Genomic DNA, 26,241 nt, shown 5'->3' with positions numbered 1-26,241 from the left:
ATGGCAACGCTAACGCGTTTTATCAGGCCTACAAGATTATCCGGCCTACAAAATAATTAATTACCGTGCAGACGACGTGCGTCGATCACGTCCGGTACCTGGTTCAGCTTGCCAAGCACGCGACCGAGCACCTGCAGGTTATAGATTTCGATGGTCATATCGATGGTAGCAAGCTGTTGTTTGGTATCACTCCGGCTGGCAACCCCCAGTACGTTCACCTTCTCGTTGGCAAGGATCGTGGTGATATCACGCAATAAGCCGCTGCGATCGTTCGCCTGGACGCGAACCACCAGCGAATATCCTGCCGAGTAGCTTTCGCCCCAAACTGCATCAACAATACGCTCCGGCGCATGCGAGCGCAGCTCAGTCAGCTGTTCGCAATCCGCCCGGTGTACGGAAATACCGCGGCCCTGAGTGATAAAACCGACAATTTCATCGCCAGGAATCGGCTGGCAGCAGCGCGCGATGTGGTGCATCAGGTTACCCACCCCTTCAACCACCACGCGACCGTCGTCTTTACGGCGGCTCTGCGGCACCTGCGTTTTCTGCTGAAGCTGTTTCAGCGCGGCGGCATCCTGTTCGGCAGCGCTTGGCTTATTAAACTGCGCCTGCAGGAAGTTCACCATCTGGTTGAGGCGGATATCGCCCCCGCCAATCGCTGCCAGCAACTCCTCCAGCTCATTGAAGCTGTAGCGCGGCAGCAGGTGTTTTTCCGCTTCTTTCAGGCTAATGCCTAAATGCGCGAGCTCATCGTCAAGGATCTGACGGCCAGCAAGGATGTTTTTGTCGCGGTCCTGTTTACGGAACCAGGCGTGGATCTTCGAGCGCCCACGACTGGTGGTCACGTAGCCGAGGTTAGGATTCAACCAGTCGCGGCTTGGGTTTGGCTGCTTCTGGGTGATAATTTCAATTTGATCGCCCATCTGCAACTGGTAGGTAAACGGTACAATGCGTCCACCAATTTTCGCGCCAATGCAACGGTGTCCCACATCGCTGTGAATGTGGTAAGCAAAATCGAGCGGCGTGGAGCCCGCCGGTAAGTCCACAACATCACCTTTTGGCGTAAAGACGTACACGCGATCATCAAAGACCTGGCTGCGGACTTCATCCAGCATTTCACCGGAATCCGCCATCTCTTCCTGCCAGGCGATCAGCTTACGCAGCCATGCAATACGATCTTCATGACCAGAACGCGCCGCGCCTGAGACGGTGCCCTCTTTGTATTTCCAGTGTGCCGCGACGCCCAGTTCGGCATCTTCGTGCATCTGTTTGGTACGGATCTGAATTTCGATGGTTTTCCCGCCCGGCCCCAGTACAACCGTATGGATTGACTGGTAGCCGTTAGGTTTCGGATTAGCAACGTAATCATCGAACTCATCCGGCAGATGGCGATAGTGAGTATGTACTATCCCCAACGCGGCGTAGCAGTCCTGTAGACGCTCGGCCACGATACGCACCGCGCGCACATCGAACAGTTCATCGAAGGCTAACTGCTTTTTCTGCATTTTGCGCCAGATGCTGTAGATGTGTTTCGGACGTCCGTACACTTCGGCTTTGACGCCTTCCGTTTTCATCTCAGAGCGCAAATGACCGACGAACTCATCGATGTAATGCTCCCTGTCGATACGACGTTCATGCAGCAGCTTGGCTATACGTTTGTATTCAGCCGGGTGCAGGTAACGGAAGCAGTAATCTTCCAGCTCCCATTTTAACTGCCCAATGCCCAAACGGTTGGCCAGCGGCGCATAGATATTGGTGCACTCTTTTGCCGCCAGAACGCGTTCATCTTCCGGCGCGTCTTTCACTTCGCGCAGATGGGCAATCCGCTCCGCCAGCTTGATGACCACGCAGCGAAAATCGTCCACCATAGCCAGCAGCATGCGGCGGACGTTATCGACCTGCTCGGAAGAGACTGAATCGGTATGCGTGGCTTTAAGCTGGCGTATTGCCGCCATATCCCGCACGCCGTGGATAAGATGAACAATGGATTTACCCACGCTCTCGCGCAGGATGTCTTCACTGACCACGTTGGCATCTGCCAGAGGGAACAGCATTGCTGCGCGCAGCGTGTCGATATCCATGCTCAACATGGAGAGTATTTCTACCATCTCCACGCCACGCCACAGCAGCAGCTCCGCATCAGGGTGACCCTGTGTCTGCTGCTGGCAGTACGCCCAGGTTTCGGCTAAGCGTTCACACGACTGCTGGCTGGAGATCCCCAGACTCGCGATCCATTTCTTTGGATCAAACTCACCAGCTTTATTTATATGTGCACTTCTTACCGCAACCATTGTCCTCTCCTTAAGGGGCCAGGCCTGTCGAAGTCGACAAGCCATACCCATTGTCTTTCATGCTGCGTTACAACCCGAAATCCAATGGGTACAAAATTCATTACATACGCTCAAACAGGACCATTGATTCCAGGTGTCCAGTGTGCGGGAACATATCGAGCATCGCCAGTCGCCGTATGGCATACCCCGCGTTGAGCAAAGCGTCGCTGTCACGAGCCAGCGTTGCCGGATTACAGGATACATAAACAACGCGTATAGGTTCCAATTTTATAATATGTTGCATCACACCTGCAGCCCCCGCACGCGCAGGATCGAGCAATACTTTGTCGAATCCGTTTTTCGCCCATGGCTGCCGGGTAACATCTTCCTCAAGGTTTTCATGAAAGAATGTCACATTGTGCAAACCGTTATTCAGCGCATTTTCCCTGCCTTTTTCCACCAGCGCAGGCACCCCTTCCACGCCCACCACGCTTGCTGCCCGGGTGGCCAGCGGCAGGGTAAAATTTCCCATTCCGCAGAACAGATCGAGTACGCGATCTTCTGGTTGCACATCGAGCCATTCCAGCGCACGGGCAACCATTTGTTGGTTTACCCCTTCGTTGACCTGAATAAAATCACGCGGGCTGAAGGTTAACCGTAGCCCATTTGAGTCATACCAGGGCGATTCTTCTGATAATGATTCCAGTATCTCGCTTTGCGGGGCCAGAAACAAAGACAGCCCCTGAGAATGCGAAAAGCATTCCAGTTTTTCTTTATCCGCCGCACTCAAAGGCGCCGTATGGCGTAAAATCATCAGGGTTCCGCTCCCTGCCTGCACCAGCTCGACATGACCAAGATGGCGTAACCCTTGCAGACTTTCCAGGCACGCCCTGATGTGGGGCAATAACGCGTCAAGCTGGGGCACCAAAATAGGGCATTGTTTGACATCAATAATGTCGCTGGAGCCGGATTTGCGGAATCCCATCTGCAACTTTTGTTCTTTTGGCCGATAGTTCAGGCTTAACCTGGCACGACGACGATAGCCCCACGGGGTATCAGCTATAACATCCGACACTTCACATTTCATTAAACGCGACAACGCCGCGCTTTTGCTACGCTGCTGCAACGAGATGCTGGCATGCTGCTGCTGGCAACCGCCGCACACGCCAAAATGCGGACAACGTGGCACTTCACGCTGCGGGCTGTCGTTTAAACGTCGTTTTACTTGCGCGCGGGCGAACTGTTTTTTATCTTCGGTAATGACTACCTCGGCGCTTTCCTGAGGCAGCAATTCCGGTATAAACAACGCCTTTCCGTCGTGGCGAGCGACGCCCTGACCGAAAGGATCAAGGTCATTGACGGTAACGGTTATGATCTGACGCGTCGTCACGCGTCGTTTTGCAGAGTAGAATTGCGCCATCGACGAGATATTTCTCTATTTAACAGTGTGACCCTAATTGTCCCATAACGGAACTCCATGACCAACTACAGCCTGCGCGCACGCATGATGATTCTGATCCTGGCCCCGACCGTCCTGATTGGTTTGCTGCTCAGTATCTTTTTTGTTGTGCATCGCTATAACGACTTGCAGCGTCAACTGGAAGATGCTGGCGCCAGCATCATTGAGCCACTCGCTGTTTCCAGCGAATATGGCATGAACCTGCAAAACAGGGAATCCATCGGCCAACTTATCAGCGTGCTGCATCGTCGCCATTCCGATATCGTGCGGGCAATTTCTGTCTATGACGAGAACAACCGACTGTTCGTCACATCCAATTTTCATCTCGATCCGTCTGAAATGCAGTTGGCGACGGGTTCACCATTCCCCCGTAAGCTGAGCGTCACCCGGCTCGGGGATATCATGATCCTGCGAACACCCATTATATCGGAAAGCTATTCGCCGGATGAATCCGCCGTCAGCGACGCCAAAAATACGCAAAACATGCTGGGGTACGTGGCGCTTGAGCTAGACCTCAAGTCAGTGCGATTGCAGCAGTATAAAGAGATCTTTATCTCCAGCGTAATGATGTTGTTTTGCATCGGTATTGCGCTAATTTTTGGCTGGCGTCTGATGCGCGACGTGACCGGCCCGATTCGCAATATGGTGAATACCGTTGACCGAATACGTAGAGGACAGCTCGACAGCCGGGTAGAAGGCTTCATGCTGGGCGAGCTGGATATGCTCAAAAATGGCATCAACTCGATGGCGATGTCTCTCGCGGCTTACCATGAAGAGATGCAGCACAACATCGATCAGGCCACCTCTGATCTACGCGAAACCCTGGAGCAGATGGAAATCCAGAACGTCGAACTGGATTTGGCGAAGAAACGCGCCCAGGAAGCGGCGCGTATTAAGTCTGAGTTTCTGGCTAACATGTCGCACGAGCTGCGTACCCCGCTGAATGGCGTGATTGGCTTCACCCGTCTGACGCTAAAAACCGAGCTCAATACCACACAGCGCGATCACCTGAATACAATTGAGCGTTCGGCCAATAATCTGCTGGCCATCATCAATGATGTGCTCGACTTCTCCAAACTGGAGGCTGGCAAACTGATTCTGGAAAGCATCCCGTTCCCGCTGCGCAGCACGCTGGATGACGTCGTCACGCTGTTAGCGCACTCATCCCATGATAAAGGGCTTGAGCTGACGCTGAATATTAAGAATGACGTGCCGGACAACGTCATCGGCGACCCGCTGCGCTTACAGCAGGTGATCACTAACCTGGTCGGCAATGCCATCAAATTTACCGAAGGCGGCAATATCGATATTCTGGTTGAGAAACGCGCCCTCAGTAACACGAAAGTGCAGATTGAAGTACAAATCCGCGATACCGGGATTGGTATCCCTGAGCGCGATCAGTCACGCCTGTTCCAGGCCTTCCGCCAGGCGGATGCCAGTATTTCCCGACGCCACGGCGGGACGGGGCTGGGTTTGGTGATTACGCAAAAACTGGTCAACGAAATGGGCGGGGATATCTCCTTCCACAGCCAACCGAACCGGGGATCCACGTTCTGGTTCCATATCAGCCTCGATCTCAATCCTAACGTTCTCGTTGATCGCTCAACCACGCTCTGTCTGGCCGGTAAACGACTGGCCTACGTCGAACCTAACGCCACAGCCGCGCAATGCACGTTAGATATCTTGAGTGAAACGCCGCTGGAGGTGATTTACAGCCCTTCGTTCTCCGGGCTGCCGAAGGATCACTACGATATTCTGCTGCTCGGCATTCCGGTCACGTTACGCGAACCGCTCACCATGCAGCATGAGCGGTTGGCAAGCGCTGCGGCGATGACCGACTTTTTGTTACTGGCCCTGCCTTGCCATGCGCAGATTAACGCAGAGAAGTTAAAACAAGGCGGCGCGGCGGCGTGTCTGTTGAAACCTCTCACCTCAACCCGCTTACTGCCTGCGCTGACAGAGTATTGTCAGTTGAACCACCGCGCAGATCCGCTGCTGTTAGACGAGAGCAAAATCGCGATGACCGTCATGGCGGTGGACGACAACCCGGCGAATCTCAAGCTGATTGGCGCACTGCTGGAAGATAAAGTGCAGCACGTGGTGCTCTGCGACAGCGGACATCAGGCAGTGGATCGCGCCAAACAGATGCAGTTTGATCTGATCCTGATGGATATTCAAATGCCAGACATGGACGGTATTCGCGCCTGCGAACTGATCCACCAGCTTCCTCATCAACAGCAGACGCCGGTCATTGCGGTCACCGCGCATGCCATGGCCGGGCAGAAAGAGAAGTTGCTCAGCGCCGGTATGAACGATTACCTGGCGAAGCCTATCGAAGAAGATAAGCTGCATAATCTGCTGTTACGCTACAAACCCGGCGCAAGCTCATCGCTTCGGGCGCTCGCGGTTGAACCTGTTGAGCCGGTCGTCAATCCTAATACCACACTCGACTGGCAACTGGCATTAAGACAAGCCGCGGGTAAAAACGATTTGGCGCGCGACATGCTGCAAATGCTGCTCGATTTTCTGCCCGAAGTGCGGAACAGAATTGAAGAACAGCTGGTAGGTGAAAACCCGGAAGGACTGGTAGATATGATCCACAAGCTGCACGGCAGCTGCGGCTATAGCGGCGTTCCCCGTATGAAAAACCTGTGTCAGCTTATTGAGCAGCAATTACGTAGCGGAACCAAAGAAGAAGAGCTGGAGCCTGAGTTTTTAGAGCTTCTGGATGAAATGGATAACGTTGCGCGGGAAGCGAAACGGATATTGGGGTGATATTCGCCGGATGCGGCGTAAACGCCTTATCCGGCCTACAGGTTTCGCTGTTTACCGTAGGCCCGATAAGCGTCGCGCATCGGGCACATCGCCGAATGCGGCTAACAATTCAGCGTAATTGTTGCCCTGCTTTGAGCGTTGCAGCCACGTTTCTCGCCGTCATTCGCACGTTCTCGCTCGCGTTCTTTAGCGCTTCATCCAGCGTACAAATGGTATAGATGACGCTGAAAACCGCATCCAGCCCATGCTCGTGTACCACACCAACATCGGCCGTCAGGCTACCGGCAATGCCGATAACCGGTTTATTGTAACGCTTTGCCACCTTCGCTACGCCAACCGGAACCTTACCGTGAATGGTCTGGCTGTCGATACGTCCTTCGCCCGTGACCACTAAGTCCGCATCCGCAACGCAGTCGTCGAGGTGTAACGCATCCGTCACCACCTCAATACCGCAGCGTAGCTGTGCGCCACAAAACGCATACAGCGCCGCCCCCATGCCGCCAGCCGCGCCACCGCCCGCCAGCTCCAGCACGTTGATGTCCAGATCGCGGGCAATGAGTTGGGCATAGTGCGTGAGCGCCCGATCAAGGCGGGTAATCATCTCCGGCGTTGCCCCTTTTTGCGGGCCAAATACCGCAGAGGCCCCCTCTTCACCGGTCAACGGATTAGTCACGTCGCAGGCCACTTCAATACGACACGTGGCAAGTCGCTGGTCTAACTGAGAGATATCAATCCGGGCGAGCGATTCGAGGCCAGCCCCGCCATGAGCAATATCGTTATTTTGCGCATCCAGCAATTTAGCTCCCAGCGCTTGCACCATCCCGGCACCGCCATCATTGGTGGCGCTACCGCCAATCCCAATAATGATATGCTCAACACCAGCGTCCAGCGCATGACGGATTAGCTCCCCGGTTCCCCAGGAGGTGGTTTTCAACGGATCGCGTAAATCAGCAGGAACCTGCTCCAGTCCGCTGGCGGCCGCCATTTCGATAAACGCCGACCGCTCATCACCGGACAAACCATAAAATGCCTGAATTGTGTTGCCCAGAGGGCCGGTAACATCAACATGCACAAGGTGGCCTTGCGTTGCGGCAACCATCGCTTCGACCGTTCCTTCACCGCCGTCCGCGACTGGGATCTTCACGTAATCCGCCTCAGGCCAGATCTCACGAAATCCCAGCTCAATAGCCGTTGCCACTTCAAGCGCACTCAAACTTTCCTTATAGGAATCCGGTGCGATTACTATTTTCATAAAGCATCCTTACGCATGTTGACTGTGTTAAGCATATACCAGGATAAAAACCGCCCCTTCATGGGAGCGGTCCCAGTTCGCTTAGCGTACCATGCACGGACGCTTATTATCAAACGTCCAGTTCGGGATCAGATACTGCATCCCCATCGCATCATCACGCGCCCCCAGCCCATGTTGCTGATACAACTCGTGAGCTTTCATGACCTGATCCATATCCAGCTCCACGCCCAGACCCGGTTTCGCCGGTACCTGTACCATGCCGCCTTTGATTTCAAATGGCTCTTTGGTCAGGCGTTGATTGCCTTCCTGCCAGATCCAGTGCGTATCGATCGCGGTAATTTTGCCCGGAGCCGCCGCCGCGACATGCGTAAACATCGCCAGCGAAATATCAAAGTGGTTGTTAGAGTGCGAGCCCCAGGTCAACCCAAACTCATGGCACATCTGCGCCACACGAACCGACCCTTGCATGGTCCAGAAGTGCGGGTCCGCCAGCGGGATATCCACGGACTGTAACGACAGCGTATGCCCCATCTGACGCCAGTCGGTGGCGATCATGTTGGTGGCGGTCGGCAGACCGGTTGCACGACGGAATTCCGCCATGACTTCACGACCAGAGAACCCCTGCTCAGCGCCGCAAGGATCTTCCGCATAAGCCAGCGTTCCTTTCAGGTACTTACCAATTTTAATCGCTTCATTTAACGACCATGCGCCATTGGGATCGAGCGTGACGCGCGCCTGTGGAAAGCGTTTCGCCAGCGCCACAATAGATTCCGCTTCTTCTTCTCCGGCCAATACGCCGCCTTTCAGCTTGAAGTCGTTGAAACCATATTTCTCATACGCCGCTTCCGCCAGGCGCACCACTGCATCCGGGGTCATCGCCTCTTCATGACGCAGGCGATACCAGTCGCATTTCTCATCCGGTTGGCTCTGATACGGCAGCGGTGTCGCGTTGCGGTTGCCGACGAAGAACAGGTAACCCAACATTTCAACTTCGCTACGCTGTTGGCCTTCGCCCAGCAATGAAGCGACGTTGACGCCCAGATGCTGGCCCAGCAGATCCAACATGGCCGCTTCGATCCCAGTAACCACATGAATAGTGGTACGTAAATCGAAGGTCTGCAAACCACGTCCACCGGCATCACGATCGGCAAAGGTATTGCGGACCGCATTCAGTACGTTTTTGTATTCGCCTAACGTTTTGCCTACCACCAGCGGAATGGCATCTTCCAGGGTCTGACGAATTTTTTCGCCGCCGGGTATCTCACCCACGCCGGTATGACCGGAGTTATCTTTAATAATTACAATATTACGCGTGAAGAACGGGGCATGTGCGCCGCTCAGGTTCATCAGCATGCTGTCATGGCCTGCCACCGGAATAACCTGCATGGAAGTCACGACGGGAGTGGTAAATTGTGCGCTCATAATTAAGTCCTTATTCAAAATTAGTGGCGGCCGAAAACAGGACGTTTACGGTCAAAAGTCCATCCGGGGATCAGATACTGCATTGGGCCTGCGTCATTACGCGCGCCGCCGGGCAGCGCCTTATAGGCTTCATGCGCTTTTTGTACCTGTTCCCAGTCCAGTTCCACGCCCAGGCCGGGCGCGTCGGGTACCGCAATTTTTCCGTTTTTAATCTCCAGCGGATTTTTGGTCAGGCGACAATCTCCCTCCTGCCAGATCCAGTGGGTGTCGATAGCCGTCGGGTTGCCCGGCGCGGCGGCGCCGACGTGAGTGAACATCGCCAATGAAATATCAAAATGATTGTTCGAGTGGCAGCCCCAGGTCAGTCCCCAGTCATCGCATAACTGTGCCACGCGCACCGCGCCGGAAAGGGTCCAGAAATGCGGATCGGCCAGCGGAATATCTACTGAGTTCAGCATCACCGCATGGCCCATCTCACGCCAGTTGGTGGCTATCATGTTCGTTGCTACCGGCAGACCGGTCGCGCGGCGGAACTCGGCCATCACTTCACGCCCCGAAAAACCCTGTTCAGCGCCGCACGGATCTTCGGCGTAGGTCAGAACATCGTTCAGCCCTTTACACAGAGAGATGGCTTCATCCAGCAGCCAGGCGCCGTTGGGATCGACCGTAATACGCGCATCCGGGAAGCATTTTTTCAACGCGCGAGCGGTGTCGATTTCCTGCTCGCCAGGCAGCACGCCGCCTTTAAGTTTGAAATCTTTAAAACCGTAGCGATCCTGCGACGCCTGAGCCAAACGCACCACCGCCTCACTGTTCATCGCTTGCTGGTGACGCAGGTGATACCACTCATGGTTACCCGGCGTGCTTTCCAGATACGGCAGATCGGTTTTGCTGCGATCGCCTACATAGAACAGATAGCCGAGCACGGTGACCGCATCGCGCTGTTTGCCAGGCCCTAACAATTCACAGACCGGCACGTTCAGCGCCTTGCCCAGCAGGTCGAGCAGCGCGGCTTCCAGCGCCGCCACCGCGTTGACCCGTAGTTCAAAGGTCCAGGCGCCTTTGCCGAAAGTGTCAAAATCAGCGGCCTGATTGCCTTTATGCACCTGCTGAACCACCTTATTCAGGCGTGCGACCTCCTGGCCTAACACTTGTGGAATCGCCTCAACCAGCGTCTGATAAATCACTTCACCGCCCGGCGCTTCACCAACCCCGGTATTGCCGGCGTTATCGGTGAGCACCACGATATTGCGGGTAAAGTATGCGTTATGCGCCCCGCCTATATTGAGTAGCATGCTGTCATGCCCGGCCACCGGGATGACCTTCATATCGGTAATAACGGGACTCGATTGTGTTGTCATCATCATTGTCCTGCGACAGGTTTCAGTTCGATACGTTTAATATCACCCACCAGCACCAGATAGCTCACTACCGCAATCAGCGCATGCACCCCGACGTAAATCAACGCGCCGTTAAATGAGCCGGTGGTCCCCACGATGTAGCCGATAGCAATTGGTGTGACAATCCCGGAGATGTTGCCAAACATATTGAACAGACCGCCGCTCAGACCGCTGATCTCTTTTGGCGCGGTATCCGCCATCACCGCCCATCCCAACGCACCGATGCCTTTACCGAAGAAGGCCAGCGCCATAAAGCCGATGATCATCCACTCCACGTTGACGTAGTTACAGAACACCATCACCATCGACAACAGCATACCCAGCACGATTGGCGTTTTACGGGCGATATTTAGCGAGCCGGTACGGCGCATCAGCCAGTCGGAAATAATGCCGCCGAGCACGCCGCCTGCGAATCCGCATATGGCCGGGACCGAGGCAACAAAACCGGCTTTCAAAATCGACATGCCGCGCGCCTGTACCAGATAAACCGGGAACCAGGTGATAAAGAAGTAGGTCAACGCGTTTATGCAGTATTGGCCGATGTAAATACCGATCATCATCCGTGAACCCAGCAGTTGCTTGATCTGCCCCCACTTCACGCTGAACGGCACTTTGGCTTTGGCGGCCGCCTGATCCATGTTGATCAGCGCCCCACCTTCGGCAATGTACTCCAGCTCTTTTTGGTTTACGCCCGGATGCTGATTCGGTTCATGAATCACCTTCAGCCAGATAAAGCTGATAACAATCCCAAGACCGCCCATAAAGAAGAACACGTGTGACCAGCCCACTTCGTGGGTCAGCCACCCCATGATTGGCGCGAAAATAACGGTGGCAAAGTATTGCGCAGAGTTAAAGATAGCGACCGCCGTGCCCCTTTCCTGCGCAGGGAACCACGCCGCCACAATCCTACTGTTGCCGGGGAAGGAGGGTGCTTCAGCTAGTCCCACGAGGAAGCGCAGGGTAAACAGCGCAACGATAATGCCGAAGCCACTGAAGATATCAACGAAGCCCTGCAGCAGGGTAAACATGGACCAGATAAAGATGGACCAGAAGTAGACGCGTTTTGAACCGAAGCGGTCGAGCAGCCAGCCGCCGGGGATCTGGCCGATAACATAGGCCCATGAGAAAGCGGAGAATACATACCCCATACCTACGGCATCCAGGCCAATGTCTTTGGCCATCTCCGAACCGGCAATGGATAAGGTGGCGCGATCGCCGTAGTTGAAGGATGTGACGATAAACAGCATCACCACTATCCAGTAGCGAGCGTTAGTGCGTTTTTCCGCGCTGCTCGCCGCCTGACTTAATGAACTCATTGTTGCACTCCTGAATCTTGGCTGTCGCCAGTTCATTCTGTACAGCACCTGTAGGGTGATCAGAATGAGAGGTTAGTGTGTGGCAGTTTTGGTACAGCTCAGGGCCGTTTTATTCTGACTCGCTGCCTTTTCGGGAACTGACGGGAAAAGTATATGAAGGAGTGCCACTGACCCTCACCGTGCATGAACACAACATTAGAGAGGCAGTGAGAAGTTGTTTGGGGCATAAGCCCAAAGCAGTGGAAGTTAGTTCACGTAATTGGGGTTTTATTGCCGGGTGGCGGCTGCGCCAGACCCGGCCTACGGTTCAAATGGGGATTGAATGCCCGTGCAGGCGAAGGGTTATTTAAGCAAGGTTCCCCAGTTTTCTACCCAGGGATTAGATTCGCTTTCCGGTTCAGGATGTTCGCTGGCGTCAATCAGCAGCATTTCACCTACGCGTTGAGCGCTTTGCTCCTGCAACAGCGCATCGAACTGCTTACCGCCATTGCAAAAATTAACGTAGCTACTGTCGCCCAGCGCAATGACCCCGTAATGCAGATTTGGCTGGAAACCGAGATTATCTTTGATTCCCTGAAACAGCGGCACAATGCTATCCGGCAAATCGCCCTGCCCGGTCGTTGAGGTCACGACCAGCACATATTTATCCTGATATGCCTGCCAGTCGCTGAGCTCCGGATCTTCGAACACCGTGGCTTTATGACCCTGCGCCGTCAAAATCGCTTCGGCCTCTTCGGCAACCAGCAGTGCGTTTCCGTACATCGTGCCGACAAAAATTCCAATTTCCGCCATAACCGTAATCTCCTGGACTTAAGAATCTATTTGCTCATCCTGACCTGACAGCCCGCTGAACTCAACCCTTTCATTCTCAGGGAGAAGTCCACGCCAGCCAAACTGTGATAGCGCCTGCATCCAGACATCATCCAGCCCGGCGCGAATCACCAGCGGTTCGCCGGTAAAAGGATGAGTCAGCGCAAGCTGGCTGGCATGCAGCATCAGGCGCTGACAGCCAAAATGCTCTGCGGCGCTGCGGTTTTGCCGCAAATCACCGTGCTTGCTGTCACCGATAATCGGATGGCGCAAGTGTGCCAGATGGCGTCTGAGCTGGTGTTTTCGACCGGTTTTAGGGTCCAGCTCCACCAGTCCGTAGCGGGTAGTCGGATAACGCCCGGTCGCTACCGGCATCTCCACCGTCGCCAGACCGCGATAATGGGTGACGGCAGGCTGCGGGCCTTTATCATCACGAGCAAACTTATCGGCGATCTTATCCAGTTCTTCGACTAACGGATAATCCAGTACGGCATCCTCCATCAGCCAGCCACGCACAATCGCATGATAGCGTTTCTGAATTTGATGATGTTCAAACTGCTGAGACAACAAACGCCCGGCTTCGCTGGACAACCCCATCAGCAGCACGCCGGAGGTCGGCCTGTCGAGTCGGTGGGCGGTAAAAACGTGCTGACCAATCTGGTCGCGTACCGTTTGCATCACCACCACTTTCTCATCCCGGTCGAGCCAACTGCGGTGAACTAACCAGCCCGAAGGTTTATTGACTGCGACCAGCCATTCGTCCTGATAGAGGATCTCCAGCATCAGGTGTTATCACTTGTAAACAGCGCATCCAGCTCCTGCAATGCAGTCAGGAGGATGTCGCGTTGCGGATGATCGGCAGCCAGCGCCATTTCGTAATACGGTGCGACGGCAAAAGCCTGTGGAAGCGGCTGCGCGTTATCAATCAGCGTATGCATGCGGGGAATCAATACCCATTGCAGCCATTCAACCGGCTCCATGGTATCCATACAAAAAGGCTGCGTGCTGGTAAACAGATGGTCTGCAGGCTCATCCATCCGCCAGTGATGATGTTCACGCAGTAGCGCTTCAAGCGCGTGTAACTGCTGGCGCACACGGTCATGAGTCGTCATGAAATTAACCTCAATGATGTAAAATCTGGCGCGAAGAATAGCACTAGTGAAGGGAAATAAAAAAAGGGAGCACTGTAAAAACAGTGCTCCCGGTTCGTTTCGCAGCATTCCAGCTACTTTTAGTGCTCCCTGCTCATCCGTGACAACTTTTCCTGTGGTCTTGCGACCGTGTTCATCCTGAACTTTTGCATCCTGCTCACATCACCCCGATGTGAAAACTTCATCCTGAAGTGTCCTGGCCATCCTGACCCGCCGAACATCCTGACCGGCTCTCATTCTCCGTCCTGGAGGTGTCCTTTAACGCATCCAGCGTTTTCCGCTTTGCTTCATCCTGAAGCCTGTCCTTGTAACACCGTCCTGGTGTGTCCTGGCGAAGAGCCATCATCCTGATGTTCTCTTCGTAGTGCGACTCCTTGTCGACAGATATAGAATCGCCTGTTTCGCCTTGTCTTACAAGACGCTTACAGACATACCCTTAAGATTATTTTCGTATGAAAGTTGACATCGAATCATTAACAAACTGAATAATAAGGAATTATCATTTTATCCGTTGATTAAGTCTTCGCTTATTACCTGGCAATGTCCTACAGGGTTTGTAAGAGATCTCTCACAAGGTTCAGGGCAAACTGGATTACAGAACTGGCTTAAGTTGAGTGAGGAATTCCGCAAGTGAGGCCGCCAGCACCTTTCTTTGACGGGTTCCCAGCGTTTCTTTGCACACTTCACCGGACAGATTGCACACCGAAATGACATCGAGCTCATTGTCCTGTGTGGCAATAAAAAGCGTAGGCGATAGCTTGAGGCGCTTTTGCGTGACCAGATGACCAATCAGGTTTTCCTGAACGCGCCTGAAGTCATCTTCACTCCAGGTTTGCAGCAGCGTTAACTTTTCATCCGCAAACTGCGCGTGCATGTCCCCGGCAAACTGGGTGGTGTAAAAAGCGTGAACCGCAGGTTGTATCACGATATCAAAGGCCCGTTCAACCGCGTTGAGGTTTTTTTCGCCAACAAAAGGCTGAGGTTGCCAGTAAACCGCATCGTTTGTGGAAGAAATGATGCACGGAGAAGGTACGCCATGCAGCTCTTCACTGAGCGGCCAGCTGTTGTTTTTTTCATGCCATGTGTCGCAATAACGTGTCGTAAAGGCTGTCAACGCCTGCGCTGTCAATTCGTCCACTGATTTCTCTCTTCACAAAAGCCAGGATACACTTGTCGCATAGTGTATCTGGTTTATGACGGTGAAACATGTCCTCTTATGAAAATCATCAGGCGCTTGATGGCCTGACTCTCGGTAAATCAACTGATTACCGTGACAATTACGATGCCAGCCTGCTGCAGGGCGTCCCGCGCAGCCTGAACCGCGACCCACTGGATTTAAAGGCCGATAATCTGCCTTTTCACGGTGCCGATATCTGGACGCTGTATGAACTGTCGTGGCTGAATGCCAACGGTTTACCGCAGGTCGCGGTCGGTCATGTAGAACTGGATTACACCAGCGTAAATCTGATTGAATCGAAAAGCTTTAAGCTGTACCTGAACAGTTTTAACCAGACGCGTTTTGACTCCTGGGAAGCGGTACGCCAGACGCTGGAAAACGATCTGCGCACTTGTGCTGAGGGCGATGTCAGCGTGGCGCTGTACCGTCTTGACGAACTGGAAGGACAGCCGATTGCCCACTTTAACGGCACCTGTATCGATAATCAGGATATCGTCATCGATAACTACCAGTTCAGCACTGAGTATCTGGAAAACGCCGTGAGCGGTGAAAAAGCGGTGGAAGAGACGCTGGTCAGCCATCTGCTGAAATCTAACTGCCTGATCACCCACCAGCCAGACTGGGGCTCCATACAAATTCAGTATCGCGGACGCAAAATCGACCGGGAGAAGCTGCTGCGTTATCTGGTCTCCTTCCGCCACCATAATGAATTTCACGAGCAGTGCGTGGAGCGCATTTTCAATGACATTCTGCGCTTCTGCCAGCCGGAGAAACTGAGCGTCTACGCGCGCTACACGCGACGTGGCGGTCTGGACATTAACCCATGGCGCACCAACACCGACTTCACTCCGGCAACGGGTCGTCTGGTGCGTCAGTAATCTTTTTTCTCAATTTTGCGTGCCCGATTCCGCGCACAAGGTTGTGAAAGGTCATAAGCCAGGGCTATTGTAATCAGTAGAGGATGATGTCTCTCGTCCCGTAAGGAGTTTACTTGATTACACATATTAGCCCGCTTGGCTCAATGGACATGTTGTCGCAGCTGGAAGTCGATATGCTTAAACGCACGGCCAGCAGCGACCTGTATCAACTGTTTCGTAACTGTTCGCTTGCCGTTCTGAACTCCGGCAGTTTGACCGATAACAGCAAAGAGCTGCTGTCCCGCTTTGAAAGTTTCGACATTAACGTGCTGCGCCGCGAACGGGGCGTGAAGCTGGAACTGATCAACCCGCCTGAAGATGCGTTTGTTGATGGACGCATTATTCGCGCGCTACAGGCCAACTTGTTTGCCGTGCTGCGCGACATTCTGTTCGTCAATGGCCAGATCCATAACGCCGGTCGTTTTCAGCATCTGGATCTCGAAAGCTCGGTGCATATTACCAACCTCGTATTCTCGATCCTGCGTAACGCCCGGGCGCTACACGTTGGCGAAGCGCCGAACATGGTCGTCTGCTGGGGCGGTCACTCAATCAACGAGAATGAATACCTGTACGCCCGTCGCGTAGGCACCCAGTTGGGCCTGCGTGAACTGAACATCTGTACCGGCTGTGGTCCGGGGGCGATGGAAGCGCCAATGAAAGGCGCTGCAGTCGGTCACGCCCAGCAGCGATACAAAGACAGTCGCTTTATTGGTATGACCGAACCGTCAATCATTGCCGCAGAGCCGCCTAATCCGCTGGTTAACGAACTGATCATCATGCCAGACATTGAAAAACGTCTGGAGGCGTTCGTGCGTATCGCCCACGGTATTATCATCTTCCCGGGCGGCGTAGGGACAGCAGAAGAGCTGCTGTATCTGCTGGGGATCCTGATGAATCCGGCCAACAAAGATCAGGTTTTACCGCTGATCCTGACCGGACCAAAAGAGAGCGCCGATTACTTCCGCGTGCTGGACGAATTTATCGTGCACACGCTGGGGGAAGATGCGCGTCGCCACTATCGCATTATCATTGACGATGCAGCGGAAGTGGCGCGTCTGATGAAAAAAGCGATGCCGCTGGTGAAAGAGAACCGCCGCGACACTGGCGATGCCTACAGCTTTAACTGGTCGATTCGTATCGCACCGGATTTGCAGATGCCGTTCGAGCCGTCCCATGAAAACATGGCTAACCTTAAGCTGTACCCGGATCAGCCCGTTGAAGTACTGGCGGCCGACCTGCGTCGTGCGTTCTCGGGTATTGTGGCGGGGAACGTGAAGGAAGTTGGGATCCGCGCCATTGAAGAGTTTGGCCCGTACAAAATCCACGGTGACCGTGAGATGATGCGCCGCATGGACGATCTCCTGCAGGGCTTTGTTGCACAGCATCGTATGAAGTTACCAGGCTCTGCGTATATCCCTTGCTACGAGATCTGCGCCTAACCTTCAACAGCCGCCAGCAGACGCTATCGCGGTGACAGTTTTGTCCATATTAAAGCCGGGTCTGGCGCATTAGCCTCTCGGCTTTTTTTAGTGATACCAGTCACATAGCTCAGAGAATCATATAAATATCAGTGATATTTCATTAAAAAAGAAGCGGCACGCAAACGATTACCTTAAAAACCCAACCGTGATTTATCTTAGGAAATTATTATTAGTCGCCAAAATCCTCTAAAAACAACAGTTTTTACAGCTTAACACGCCTATCTTCGCGCCTTCGCTTTCATGAGATATGTCGTTAATGTTAGCCTTCGCGCCCGTAAATTCGCTTTGACTATTTTTTAACAGATTAATGGCCCAAATTTATCCACATAAAAGGTGGATTATTGCATTTGGGATCCCGATCACTGATACATCCATTACTAAAATGTATCTTTCCGCCCGCAAATTATTACGGCGAAAAATTATATAAAAAATCGCTCAACGAATTTCGATTTACAGTCGGGTGCTTTCTCATTGGATTGAACCCAAACCCGACTTTTTAAGCTTCCTCCAGGAGAAATAGATGGAAAACACTCAAACCAGCACTATCGTTACGGGCCAGACCCGCAGCGCATGGCGCAAGACAGACACCATGTGGATGCTGGGCCTTTACGGCACGGCGATTGGCGCGGGTGTATTGTTCCTGCCGATTAACGCAGGCGTAGGCGGCATGATCCCGCTTATCATCATGGCGATCCTTGCTTTCCCAATGACCTTCTTTGCACACCGCGGTCTGACTCGCTTCGTGCTGTCCGGTAAAAATCCGGGTGAAGACATCACCGAAGTTGTAGAAGAACACTTTGGTGTCGGCGCGGGTAAACTGATTACCCTGCTCTACTTCTTCGCTATCTACCCAATTCTGTTGGTCTACAGCGTTGCAATCACCAACACCGTTGAAAGCTTCCTGACCCACCAGTTGGCGATTACGCCGCCGCCGCGCGCAATCCTGTCTCTAATCCTGATTGTTGGCATGATGACCATCGTGCGCTTCGGTGAGCAGATGATCGTGAAGGCGATGAGCATCCTGGTATTCCCGTTCGTTGCGGCTCTGATGCTGCTGGCGCTGTACCTGATCCCTCAGTGGAGCGGTGCGATTCTGGAAACCCTGTCCTTTGATTCTGCAGCAACCACCGGCAACGGCCTGCTGTTGACCCTGTGGCTGGCAATTCCGGTAATGGTGTTCTCCTTCAACCACTCACCAATCATCTCCTCCTTCGCCGTGGCGAAGCGTGAAGAATACGGTGATGAAGCTGAGAAAAAATGCTCTAAGATCCTGGCATTCGCTCACATCATGATGGTGCTGACCGTAATGTTCTTCGTCTTCAGCTGCGTGTTTAGCCTGTCCCCAGCGGACCTGGCTGCAGCGAAAGAGCAGAACATCTCTATCCTGTCTTACCTGGCAAACCACTTTAACGCGCCGATCATCGCCTGGATGGCACCGATCATCGCGATTATCGCTATCACCAAATCCTTCCTCGGCCACTATCTGGGCGCGCGTGAAGGTTTCAACGGTATGGTGATTAAGTCTCTGCGCGGCAAAGGCAAAACCATCGAAATCAACAAACTGAACAAAATCACTGCGCTGTTCATGCTGGTAACCACCTGGATTGTGGCGACGCTGAACCCGAGCATCCTCGGTATGATTGAAACCCTGGGTGGCCCGATCATCGCGATGATTCTGTTCCTGATGCCGATGTATGCCATTCAGAAAGTACCGGCAATGCGTAAATACAGCGGCCATATCAGCAACGTCTTCGTTGTGATTATGGGCCTGATCGCTATCTCCGCTATTTTCTACTCTCTGTTCAGTTAATTCCCCTGCGCCGCTCTTCGGGGCGGCGCACCTCGATACACAATGGACGCCTCATGATTAGCGTATTCGATATTTTTAAAATCGGCATTGGCCCTTCCAGCTCCCATACTGTTGGCCCGATGAAAGCAGGCAAACAATTCACGGATGACCTGATTGCACGCGGAATTCTCACTGACGTAACCCGCGTAGTGGTTGATGTCTATGGCTCTTTGTCTCTGACGGGGAAAGGTCACCATACCGACATCGCGATTATTATGGGCCTGGCGGGTAATCTGCCGGATACCGTAGACATTGATGCCATCCCGGCCTTTATCCAGGATGTGAATACTCATGGACGTTTGCTGCTGGCGGACGGTCAACATGAGGTTGAGTTCCCGGTCGACAAGTGCATGAATTTCCATGCGGACAATCTGTCCCTGCACGAAAACGGGATGCGTATTACCGCACTGGCGGGCGAAAAAGCCATTTACAGCCAGACCTACTATTCCATTGGCGGTGGGTTCATCGTTGATGAAGAACATTTTGGTTTACCGAACAACTCTCCGGTAAACGTGCCGTATCCGTATAAATCTGCGGCTGATTTGCAGCGTCATTGCCAGGAAACCGGCCTGTCGCTTTCTGGTCTGATGATGCAAAACGAACTGGCGCTGCACAGCAAAGAAGAGCTGGAACAGCACTTTGCCAACGTCTGGGAAGTGATGCGTAGCGGGATTGAGCGCGGTATCACCACCGAAGGCGTATTGCCAGGCAAACTGCGCGTTCCGCGTCGTGCTGCGGTGCTGCGTCGTATGCTGGTCAGCAGCGACAAAACCACCACTGACCCGATGGCGGTTGTTGACTGGATCAACATGTTCGCGCTGGCCGTGAACGAAGAAAACGCTGCCGGTGGACGCGTGGTTACCGCGCCAACCAACGGCGCATGCGGGATTGTTCCTGCTGTACTGGCGTACTACGACAAGTTTATCCGCGAAGTGAACGCTAACTCGCTGGCACGCTACATGCTGGTTGCGAGCGCCATTGGTTCACTGTACAAGATGAACGCCTCTATCTCTGGCGCCGAAGTGGGCTGTCAGGGTGAAGTCGGTGTTGCCTGCTCCATGGCTGCAGCCGGTCTGGCTGAACTGCTGGGCGGTAGCCCAATGCAGGTGTGCATTGCGGCGGAAATCGGTATGGAACATAACCTGGGTCTGACCTGCGATCCGGTTGCCGGCCAGGTACAGGTACCCTGCATTGAGCGTAACGCTATTGCTTCGGTTAAAGCAGTTAACGCCGCGCGTATGGCGCTGCGCCGTACCAGTGAACCGCGCGTGTGCCTCGATAAAGTTATCGAGACCATGTACGAAACCGGTAAAGACATGAATGCCAAATACCGCGAAACCTCTCGCGGTGGTCTGGCGATGAAGATTGTCACCTGCGATTAAGTCCCCTGAAGAGGCCTCTTTTGCGAGGCCTCTTCCTGTTTTTCTGCCAACTATTCGCCTCCCTTCGCCGTGAATGTTACCCTACAGACTGATTTGTTAGGGAGAACACCGTGGCCGTCCATCTGCTCATTGTTGATGCACTGAATCTCATCCGCCGTATTCACGCCGTACAGGGCTCACCCTGCGTGGAGACGTGCCAGCACGCACTCGATCAGCTGATTGTGCACAGTCAGCCCACGCACGCCGTGGCGGTATTTGATGACGAGGCGCGCAACAGCGGCTGGCGTCACCAACGCTTACCTGACTACAAAGCCGGTCGCCCGCCAATGCCTGACGATTTACACCAGGAAATGCCCGCCTTACGCGCTGCTTTTGAACAGCGCGGCGTCTGCTGCTGGGAATCCAGCGGGAATGAAGCCGATGATTTAGCCGCTACTCTGGCGGTTAAAGTTTGCCAGGCGGGACATCAGGCAACCATCGTTTCAACCGATAAAGGCTATTGTCAGCTACTCTCCCCAACGCTGCGTATTCGGGACTATTTCCAGAAACGCTGGCTGGATGCGCCCTTTATCGAGAAAGAGTTCGGCGTACTACCGCAACAGTTGCCTGATTACTGGGGACTGGCGGGGATCAGCAGTTCTAAAGTTCCAGGGGTTGCCGGTATTGGACCCAAAAGCGCCACACAATTGCTGACGCAGTTTCCAATGCTGGAAGCGTTGTATGAACATCTGAATGACGTACCGGAGAAATGGCGCAAGAAACTCGAAGAACATCGGGAGATGGCGTTTTTGTGCCGCGATATCGCGCGGCTGCAAACGGACTTACATATCGACGGAAACCTACAGCAATTACGCCTGGCGCGGTAGCCTTATTGTCGGATGCGGTGTCAACACCTTATCCGGCCTACTTATCGTACAACCCAGCAGGCCGGATAAACGCCAGGTGATTACCAGGCGGTATGGTATAGCTCGACGATATCCCCAAGGCTCGCTTCACGCGGATTTCCCCCGGTACAAACATCGTCAAATGCCGCCTGCGCCAGTGCAGGAATATCCTCTTTGCGTACGCCAACATCGCGTAAATGCAGTGGGATCCCTACATCACGGTTAAGGGCGAAGACAGCATCCACCGCCGCTTTACGTGCTTCTGCCAGCGTCAGGCCTTCAACCTTAACCCCCATCGCCCGGGCGATATCGCGGAATTTTTCCCCGGTAAATTCGGCGTTATAGTGCATCACGTGCGGCAGCAAAATGGCATTCGCGACGCCGTGCGGCGTGTTGTAAAACGCGCCTAACGGATGTGCCATGCCATGCACTAATCCCAGGCCAACGTTGGAAAACCCCATTCCGGCAACGTACTGGCCCAGCGCCATCGCTTCACCCGCCTGGCTATCGCCCGCGACCGAACCGCGTAATGCCCCGGCAATAATTTCGATGGCTTTGATGTGCAGCGCATCGGTAAGCGCCCACGCCGCCCGCGTGATGTACCCTTCAATGGCATGAGTCAGTGCATCCACTCCTGTGGCGGCTTTTAATGCAGCGGGCATGCCGTCCATCATGTCAGCATCGATGAACGCCACCTGCGGGATGTCATGTGGATCGACACAAACAAACTTACGCCGGTTCTCTTCGTCAGTGATCACGTAGTTAATGGTCACTTCCGCTGCCGTTCCCGCGGTGGTTGGGACTGCCATAACCGGTACGCTCGGGCTGCGCGTCGGCGATAACCCTTCAAGGCTGCGCACATCTGCAAACTCAGGGTTATTATGGATAATGCCAATCGCTTTACAGGTATCCTGCGGGGAGCCTCCGCCGATGGCTATCAGATAGTCTGCGCCACTTTGCTGAAACATACCCAATCCTTCCTGCACCACCGCAATGGTTGGGTTAGGGATAACGCCTGAATAGATTTCCCATGCCAGACCTGCAGCATCCATTCGGGAAGTCACCTTTTCAACAACGCCGCACTGTACCAGATTTTTATCTGTCACAATCAACGCCTTGCGATAACCACGACGGATGACTTCATCGGTTAACGCGCCAACAGCTCCCCGGCCAAACCATGCCGTTTCGTTCAGAATCATTCTGTTCGCCATCGTATATCTCCTTTTCGCTATGCGAAATTACTCTTCAATGCGTAATCCGTAAGATTTGAATTTCTCCAGCACAATGGCGATCTCTTCGTCATCCAGCACCGGAACTGGGTCAACAATCGCCAGCGTGCTCAGATACAGGCGGGCCAGAACTTCCACTTCATGCGCCAACCACAGTGCTTTTTCTAAATTCGCTTCACAAGCAATCAACCCATGGTGCTGTAAAAGCGTTGCCTTACGGTTTTTCAGGGCGACGCTCACATGCTCTGACAGCTCTCGTGTACCAAACGTCGCATAAGGCGCACACGGAATAGAGTTTCCCCCCGCCGCTGCAATCATGTAGTGAATTGCCGGGATAGGGCGATTGAGAATTGAAACGGCGGTGCAGTGTACGGCATGGTTATGGACAACCGCATTGGCATCCGGACGCGTCTGGTATGCCGCCAGGTGAAAACGCCATTCACTGGAGGGTAATTGTCCTTTATCATATTTCCCGTCGTTATCTACATACACGATCATGTTTTCAGTAAGTCTTTCGTAAGGAATACCGCTGGGCGTGATCAGCATCCCGTTTTCATAACGCGCACTCACATTTCCCGCCGTCCCCTGATTCAATCCAAGGCTGGTCATTTCCAGACAGGTTTCAATGATTTCTCGCGACAAACGCATTCTTTCCATAATGATTCTCCGGGTACAGTTTCCCCTCGTCTTTATTGCGAAAAATGCAGCCGCAGAATAAGACGGGTCAGGTTTCAGGTACAGGCAGCCACTGAATGTATTTATTCAGATTCAGTTGGCCGATTTATTTTTAGCGACGAATTATGGTTGTCTTACGCGCTTAATTAGTTTCATTTCAACTTTTACAGTTTCTTTAATTGGCCGGTCATCAATAGCACTCATCATCATATCGAATGCTTTTTCCGCCCAGACATTTTCATCCTGTTGCATTGACCAGACATTATTGGCGAGGAATCCCAGCATTGGGTGTTCATCGAATGTCCCAATATTAATTTCTGGTGGAATAGTGCCTAAACGATTACGAATAGCGTTAATGGCCCCTTCCAGTACGGGTAATGATGAGGCGATAAATGCCTGCGGACAGTCCTGTTCACCGATCAACTCATCCATGAGTCGATAACCACCTTCAGGTGTGTTATCCGGACCTTCGCGCACCCAATCTCTGTGAAAAATACCATTATTGTTCAATGCATTAAGATAACCTTGCAAACGGTCACCAATGCTGGGTAATCCGGTATCCCCTACTAAAAACCAGATCGGCGACTTTCCAGCGTCAAACAAACTTTGCGTCAACTTTTCGCCGCCCAAAATGTTATGACTTTCAACCAGTGCGTTGTCGGTATACTTAAAATCACGGTCAAGCAACACCATTGGTTTCCTGACCTGACGTAAATGGTGTTGCTGATTCTCTAACGTTGAAGGAACAATAAACAGGCCATCGACATTGCGCGCGATTAACGCTTTGGTCAGTTTATTTTCGTAATCAACATCGTCATAGGTACAGCTAATCGTTAGCTGATAACCAGAACGGCGACAGCGTTGCTCAAGTTTTTCTGCAAGTGTGGCAAAAAACACGTTGGAAATATTAGGGACTATCAATCCTAACGTATCCGTTTTATTCAATTTCAGGCTGCGTGCTGAATGGTTAATGACGTAACCATAGCGCTCGACATATTCATTAATACGCGTTTGGGTTTTGACACTGATTCGATATTGCTCTGCTTTCCCGTTCAGCACCAGTCGTACGGTCGTAACCGATAAATTCAGATCGCTGGCTATCTGTTCTACTGTTTTAGCCATTTATATGCCCCAGTTCACATCCAAAAACGTCAATCCCCAATCATAAAAGTATTTTAAACTTTTGTCTTACTGCATAAGTTGGTTAATCGCCTGCTGCTGATCCCACAGCATCAGATAAGCCTGGTATTTACGATCATAGAAGTTCCGCCGTGCCGGGTTAGCCCTGATCACCTCGCCCGATCGAACCATCGCCTGGCATGCGGACGGAATCGTGGTCCACGCGCCGCATGCCACCGCGCCGGTAATGGCCGCACCTAACGTTACCGCATCCTCTTCCTGCATAAGATGAATATCGCATCCGGTGGCATCGGCATATTCTCGCAACCACAGTGGGTTATGCGTTGCGCCGCCGCACAGCGTCAGACGGGAAATGGTGTGACCGTTTTCGCGCATCACCTCCATAATATGTCGCGTACCGCAGGCGATCGCCTGTATTGTCGCCAGGTACAGACGAGCAACCTGCATCTCGCCTCGTTCCAGCGTTAAACCATACACACTCCCCCGGGCATCGGGTCGCGCGCGCGGCGAACGATTACCATGGTGATCGGCCAGCACATGCAAATAACGACCAGGCTCTGACTCCTGATCCTCAAGTGCTGCAACCCATTCATTAACTAAAACGATGGGATGGCACCCCCGCGCTTCAGCTTTGTTAAACAGCTCAGCGCTGGCACCTGACTCCTGAAGCGTCCAGTCGACTAACGCCCCGGCGGCGCTTTGTCCCCCTTCCGTCAGCCAGTAGCCTGGCAGCATGGCTGACCAGTATGGTCCCCATACGCCTGGCGTATGAATTTCGTGCCGGCTGCACAGCATATGGCAATTTGACGTTCCGCTGATCAGCGCCAACGTCCCCTCAGGCTCGGCACCAGCTAGCGCCACTCCGCCTGCATGGGCATCAATCATTCCACTGGCGACGACCACTGCAGTCGTCAGCCCCAGCGCCTGGGCCGCATCGCTGCTAAGCGTTCCAACGCCAGCGCCTGGCGGCAGAATACGCGACGGGATTTTGCCCAATAAATCCGTTAATTCAACGGCATCGAGCAGGGAGTGGCTGAAGCGTTGTTCATGTGCCAGATAGTTCCATTTACAGGTTAGCGTGCACAACCCCGCAACATCAGTGGCGGTAGCTTTAGAGACCAGAAAGTCCGCCAAATCGTAGAATCGATGCGCACTCTGCCAGGTGGCTGGAAAATGGTTTTTCAGCCATAGCACTTTGGGAAGCTCCATTTCGACGCTGACTTCACCGCCAACATAGCGCAGAGAGGGATCCTGCGTGGCGTTAATACGCTGCGTCTCCTGCGCCGCACGATGATCCATCCACATGATGATGTTATGGTCTGACGGTTCGCCGGGGGAAACCGCCAGTCCCCGCCCCTGTTCGTCCAGTGCTACCAATGAACAGGTGGCATCAAAACCCAATGAGCGAATATCCTCAATGCAAACCCCGGATGACGACACCGCCTCCTTCACTGCATGGCAAACCTGCTGCCAGATTTCTGCAGATGACTGCTCAACCCGCTCAGGACCGGGTCGAAACTGCGAGATGGAACGAGTCGCAAAAGCCAGCCGTTTGCCACTGGCATCAAAGACACCCGCCCTGACGCTGGCGGAACCGACATCCACACCGAGGAAATATCCACTGCCCATAGTAACTCCCTGACGCTGGCTAA

20 protein-coding genes are annotated in these 26,241 nt (G+C 53.3%); 6 read left to right on the top strand and 14 right to left on the bottom strand.

What is annotated here, in order from left to right:
- Window positions 1–56 precede the first annotated feature (56 nt).
- Together relA and rlmD are read right to left on the bottom strand one after the other, a co-directional pair.
- The gene (gene relA, locus OGV80_RS13605) at window positions 57–2,291 is read right to left on the bottom strand and encodes a GTP diphosphokinase (protein ID WP_087052056.1); all 2,235 of its coding nucleotides are present in this window, start codon (window positions 2,289–2,291) and stop codon (window positions 57–59) included.
- Window positions 2,292–2,391: 100 nt separating this feature from the next.
- Window positions 2,392–3,690 (bottom strand): 23S rRNA (uracil(1939)-C(5))-methyltransferase RlmD, encoded by a 1,299-nt coding sequence (rlmD, locus tag OGV80_RS13600; RefSeq protein WP_043017401.1) that lies wholly within the window; start codon window positions 3,688–3,690, stop codon window positions 2,392–2,394.
- A gap of 57 nt (window positions 3,691–3,747) precedes the next feature.
- Here rlmD and barA point away from each other — a divergent pair, with 57 nt between their 5' ends.
- Window positions 3,748–6,504: a two-component sensor histidine kinase BarA gene (gene barA / locus OGV80_RS13595; RefSeq protein WP_043017402.1), complete on the top strand. Its 2,757-nt coding sequence runs from the start codon at window positions 3,748–3,750 to the stop codon at window positions 6,502–6,504.
- A gap of 109 nt (window positions 6,505–6,613) precedes the next feature.
- Here barA and OGV80_RS13590 read toward each other — a convergent pair whose 3' ends face one another.
- The 8 genes from OGV80_RS13590 to syd all read right to left on the bottom strand — a co-directional run bounded on the left by OGV80_RS13590 (window position 6,614) and on the right by syd (window position 14,993).
- Entirely contained in the window at window positions 6,614–7,756 is a 1,143-nt protein-coding gene (locus OGV80_RS13590) for a glycerate kinase (protein WP_043017403.1), read from the bottom strand.
- 81 nt (window positions 7,757–7,837) lie between these two features.
- Window positions 7,838–9,178: a glucarate dehydratase gene (gene gudD, locus OGV80_RS13585; RefSeq protein ID WP_043017404.1), complete on the bottom strand. Its 1,341-nt coding sequence runs from the start codon at window positions 9,176–9,178 to the stop codon at window positions 7,838–7,840.
- A 20-nt stretch (window positions 9,179–9,198) separates the two neighbouring features.
- Window positions 9,199–10,539: an enolase C-terminal domain-like protein gene (locus OGV80_RS13580; RefSeq protein WP_043017405.1), complete on the bottom strand. Its 1,341-nt coding sequence runs from the start codon at window positions 10,537–10,539 to the stop codon at window positions 9,199–9,201.
- Window positions 10,540–10,541: 2 nt separating this feature from the next.
- On the bottom strand, window positions 10,542–11,894 hold the full coding sequence (gudP, locus tag OGV80_RS13575) for a galactarate/glucarate/glycerate transporter GudP (protein WP_003034105.1): 1,353 nt from the start codon (window positions 11,892–11,894) through the stop codon (window positions 10,542–10,544).
- Window positions 11,895–12,236: 342 nt separating this feature from the next.
- Window positions 12,237–12,686 carry a flavodoxin gene (locus OGV80_RS13570; RefSeq protein ID WP_003034096.1) on the bottom strand — a complete coding sequence of 150 codons (450 nt, stop codon included), beginning with the start codon at window positions 12,684–12,686 and terminating at the stop codon, window positions 12,237–12,239.
- Between the two features lie 18 nt (window positions 12,687–12,704).
- The gene (gene truC / locus OGV80_RS13565; protein ID WP_043017406.1) at window positions 12,705–13,487 is read right to left on the bottom strand and encodes a tRNA pseudouridine(65) synthase TruC; all 783 of its coding nucleotides are present in this window, start codon (window positions 13,485–13,487) and stop codon (window positions 12,705–12,707) included.
- On the bottom strand, window positions 13,487–13,816 hold the full coding sequence (locus OGV80_RS13560) for a YqcC family protein (RefSeq protein ID WP_047413389.1): 330 nt from the start codon (window positions 13,814–13,816) through the stop codon (window positions 13,487–13,489). The genes truC and OGV80_RS13560 overlap by 1 nt, the downstream gene beginning before the upstream one ends.
- A gap of 631 nt (window positions 13,817–14,447) precedes the next feature.
- Window positions 14,448–14,993, bottom strand: a complete 546-nt coding sequence (gene syd / locus OGV80_RS13555; RefSeq protein WP_286515123.1) for a SecY-interacting protein — start codon at window positions 14,991–14,993, stop codon at window positions 14,448–14,450.
- 68 nt (window positions 14,994–15,061) lie between these two features.
- Between syd and queF the strand changes: the two genes are divergently transcribed.
- The 5 genes from queF to xni all read left to right on the top strand — a co-directional run bounded on the left by queF (window position 15,062) and on the right by xni (window position 21,527).
- Window positions 15,062–15,910, top strand: coding sequence for an NADPH-dependent 7-cyano-7-deazaguanine reductase QueF (gene queF / locus OGV80_RS13550; protein WP_043017408.1), 849 nt, complete (start codon window positions 15,062–15,064; stop codon window positions 15,908–15,910).
- A 113-nt stretch (window positions 15,911–16,023) separates the two neighbouring features.
- Complete coding sequence (gene ppnN / locus OGV80_RS13545) at window positions 16,024–17,388, top strand: nucleotide 5'-monophosphate nucleosidase PpnN (protein WP_003840366.1); 1,365 nt, start codon at window positions 16,024–16,026, stop codon at window positions 17,386–17,388.
- A 562-nt stretch (window positions 17,389–17,950) separates the two neighbouring features.
- Complete coding sequence (locus tag OGV80_RS13540) at window positions 17,951–19,240, top strand: HAAAP family serine/threonine permease (RefSeq protein ID WP_043017409.1); 1,290 nt, start codon at window positions 17,951–17,953, stop codon at window positions 19,238–19,240.
- A 53-nt stretch (window positions 19,241–19,293) separates the two neighbouring features.
- Window positions 19,294–20,661 carry an L-serine ammonia-lyase gene (locus OGV80_RS13535; protein WP_286515121.1) on the top strand — a complete coding sequence of 456 codons (1,368 nt, stop codon included), beginning with the start codon at window positions 19,294–19,296 and terminating at the stop codon, window positions 20,659–20,661.
- Between the two features lie 110 nt (window positions 20,662–20,771).
- Window positions 20,772–21,527, top strand: coding sequence for a flap endonuclease Xni (gene xni / locus OGV80_RS13530; protein ID WP_087052053.1), 756 nt, complete (start codon window positions 20,772–20,774; stop codon window positions 21,525–21,527).
- An 80-nt stretch (window positions 21,528–21,607) separates the two neighbouring features.
- Here the strand turns inward: xni and fucO are convergent, their stop codons facing one another.
- The 4 genes from fucO to OGV80_RS13510 all read right to left on the bottom strand — a co-directional run bounded on the left by fucO (window position 21,608) and on the right by OGV80_RS13510 (window position 26,218).
- Window positions 21,608–22,756, bottom strand: a complete 1,149-nt coding sequence (fucO, locus tag OGV80_RS13525; RefSeq protein WP_286515118.1) for a lactaldehyde reductase — start codon at window positions 22,754–22,756, stop codon at window positions 21,608–21,610.
- Window positions 22,757–22,783: 27 nt separating this feature from the next.
- Window positions 22,784–23,431: an L-fuculose-phosphate aldolase gene (gene fucA, locus OGV80_RS13520; RefSeq protein WP_003034062.1), complete on the bottom strand. Its 648-nt coding sequence runs from the start codon at window positions 23,429–23,431 to the stop codon at window positions 22,784–22,786.
- A gap of 141 nt (window positions 23,432–23,572) precedes the next feature.
- Complete coding sequence (locus tag OGV80_RS13515; RefSeq protein WP_043017413.1) at window positions 23,573–24,571, bottom strand: LacI family DNA-binding transcriptional regulator; 999 nt, start codon at window positions 24,569–24,571, stop codon at window positions 23,573–23,575.
- A gap of 66 nt (window positions 24,572–24,637) precedes the next feature.
- Window positions 24,638–26,218 carry an FGGY-family carbohydrate kinase gene (locus OGV80_RS13510; protein ID WP_286515115.1) on the bottom strand — a complete coding sequence of 527 codons (1,581 nt, stop codon included), beginning with the start codon at window positions 26,216–26,218 and terminating at the stop codon, window positions 24,638–24,640.
- Window positions 26,219–26,241: the final 23 nt, after the last annotated feature.

It is taken from the genome of Citrobacter sp. Ce119 (assembly GCF_030334525.1).
Taxonomy (GTDB): Bacteria; Pseudomonadota; Gammaproteobacteria; order Enterobacterales; family Enterobacteriaceae; genus Citrobacter; species Citrobacter europaeus.
Note: the sequence above shows the minus strand (reverse complement) of the source record. Positions and strands in the feature narration are given on the sequence as shown.

Coding starts and splice junctions, on each gene's coding strand:
- relA (WP_087052056.1), bottom strand. CDS start 2,291: ATGGTTGCGGTAAGAAGTGCACATATAAATAAAGCTGGTGAGTTTGAT.
- rlmD (WP_043017401.1), bottom strand. CDS start 3,690: ATGGCGCAATTCTACTCTGCAAAACGACGCGTGACGACGCGTCAGATC.
- barA (WP_043017402.1), top strand. CDS start 3,748: ATGACCAACTACAGCCTGCGCGCACGCATGATGATTCTGATCCTGGCC.
- OGV80_RS13590 (WP_043017403.1), bottom strand. CDS start 7,756: ATGAAAATAGTAATCGCACCGGATTCCTATAAGGAAAGTTTGAGTGCG.
- gudD (WP_043017404.1), bottom strand. CDS start 9,178: ATGAGCGCACAATTTACCACTCCCGTCGTGACTTCCATGCAGGTTATT.
- OGV80_RS13580 (WP_043017405.1), bottom strand. CDS start 10,539: ATGACAACACAATCGAGTCCCGTTATTACCGATATGAAGGTCATCCCG.
- gudP (WP_003034105.1), bottom strand. CDS start 11,894: ATGAGTTCATTAAGTCAGGCGGCGAGCAGCGCGGAAAAACGCACTAAC.
- OGV80_RS13570 (WP_003034096.1), bottom strand. CDS start 12,686: ATGGCGGAAATTGGAATTTTTGTCGGCACGATGTACGGAAACGCACTG.
- truC (WP_043017406.1), bottom strand. CDS start 13,487: ATGCTGGAGATCCTCTATCAGGACGAATGGCTGGTCGCAGTCAATAAA.
- OGV80_RS13560 (WP_047413389.1), bottom strand. CDS start 13,816: ATGACGACTCATGACCGTGTGCGCCAGCAGTTACACGCGCTTGAAGCG.
- queF (WP_043017408.1), top strand. CDS start 15,062: ATGTCCTCTTATGAAAATCATCAGGCGCTTGATGGCCTGACTCTCGGT.
- OGV80_RS13540 (WP_043017409.1), top strand. CDS start 17,951: ATGGAAAACACTCAAACCAGCACTATCGTTACGGGCCAGACCCGCAGC.
- OGV80_RS13535 (WP_286515121.1), top strand. CDS start 19,294: ATGATTAGCGTATTCGATATTTTTAAAATCGGCATTGGCCCTTCCAGC.
- fucO (WP_286515118.1), bottom strand. CDS start 22,756: ATGGCGAACAGAATGATTCTGAACGAAACGGCATGGTTTGGCCGGGGA.
- fucA (WP_003034062.1), bottom strand. CDS start 23,431: ATGGAAAGAATGCGTTTGTCGCGAGAAATCATTGAAACCTGTCTGGAA.
- OGV80_RS13515 (WP_043017413.1), bottom strand. CDS start 24,571: ATGGCTAAAACAGTAGAACAGATAGCCAGCGATCTGAATTTATCGGTT.
- OGV80_RS13510 (WP_286515115.1), bottom strand. CDS start 26,218: ATGGGCAGTGGATATTTCCTCGGTGTGGATGTCGGTTCCGCCAGCGTC.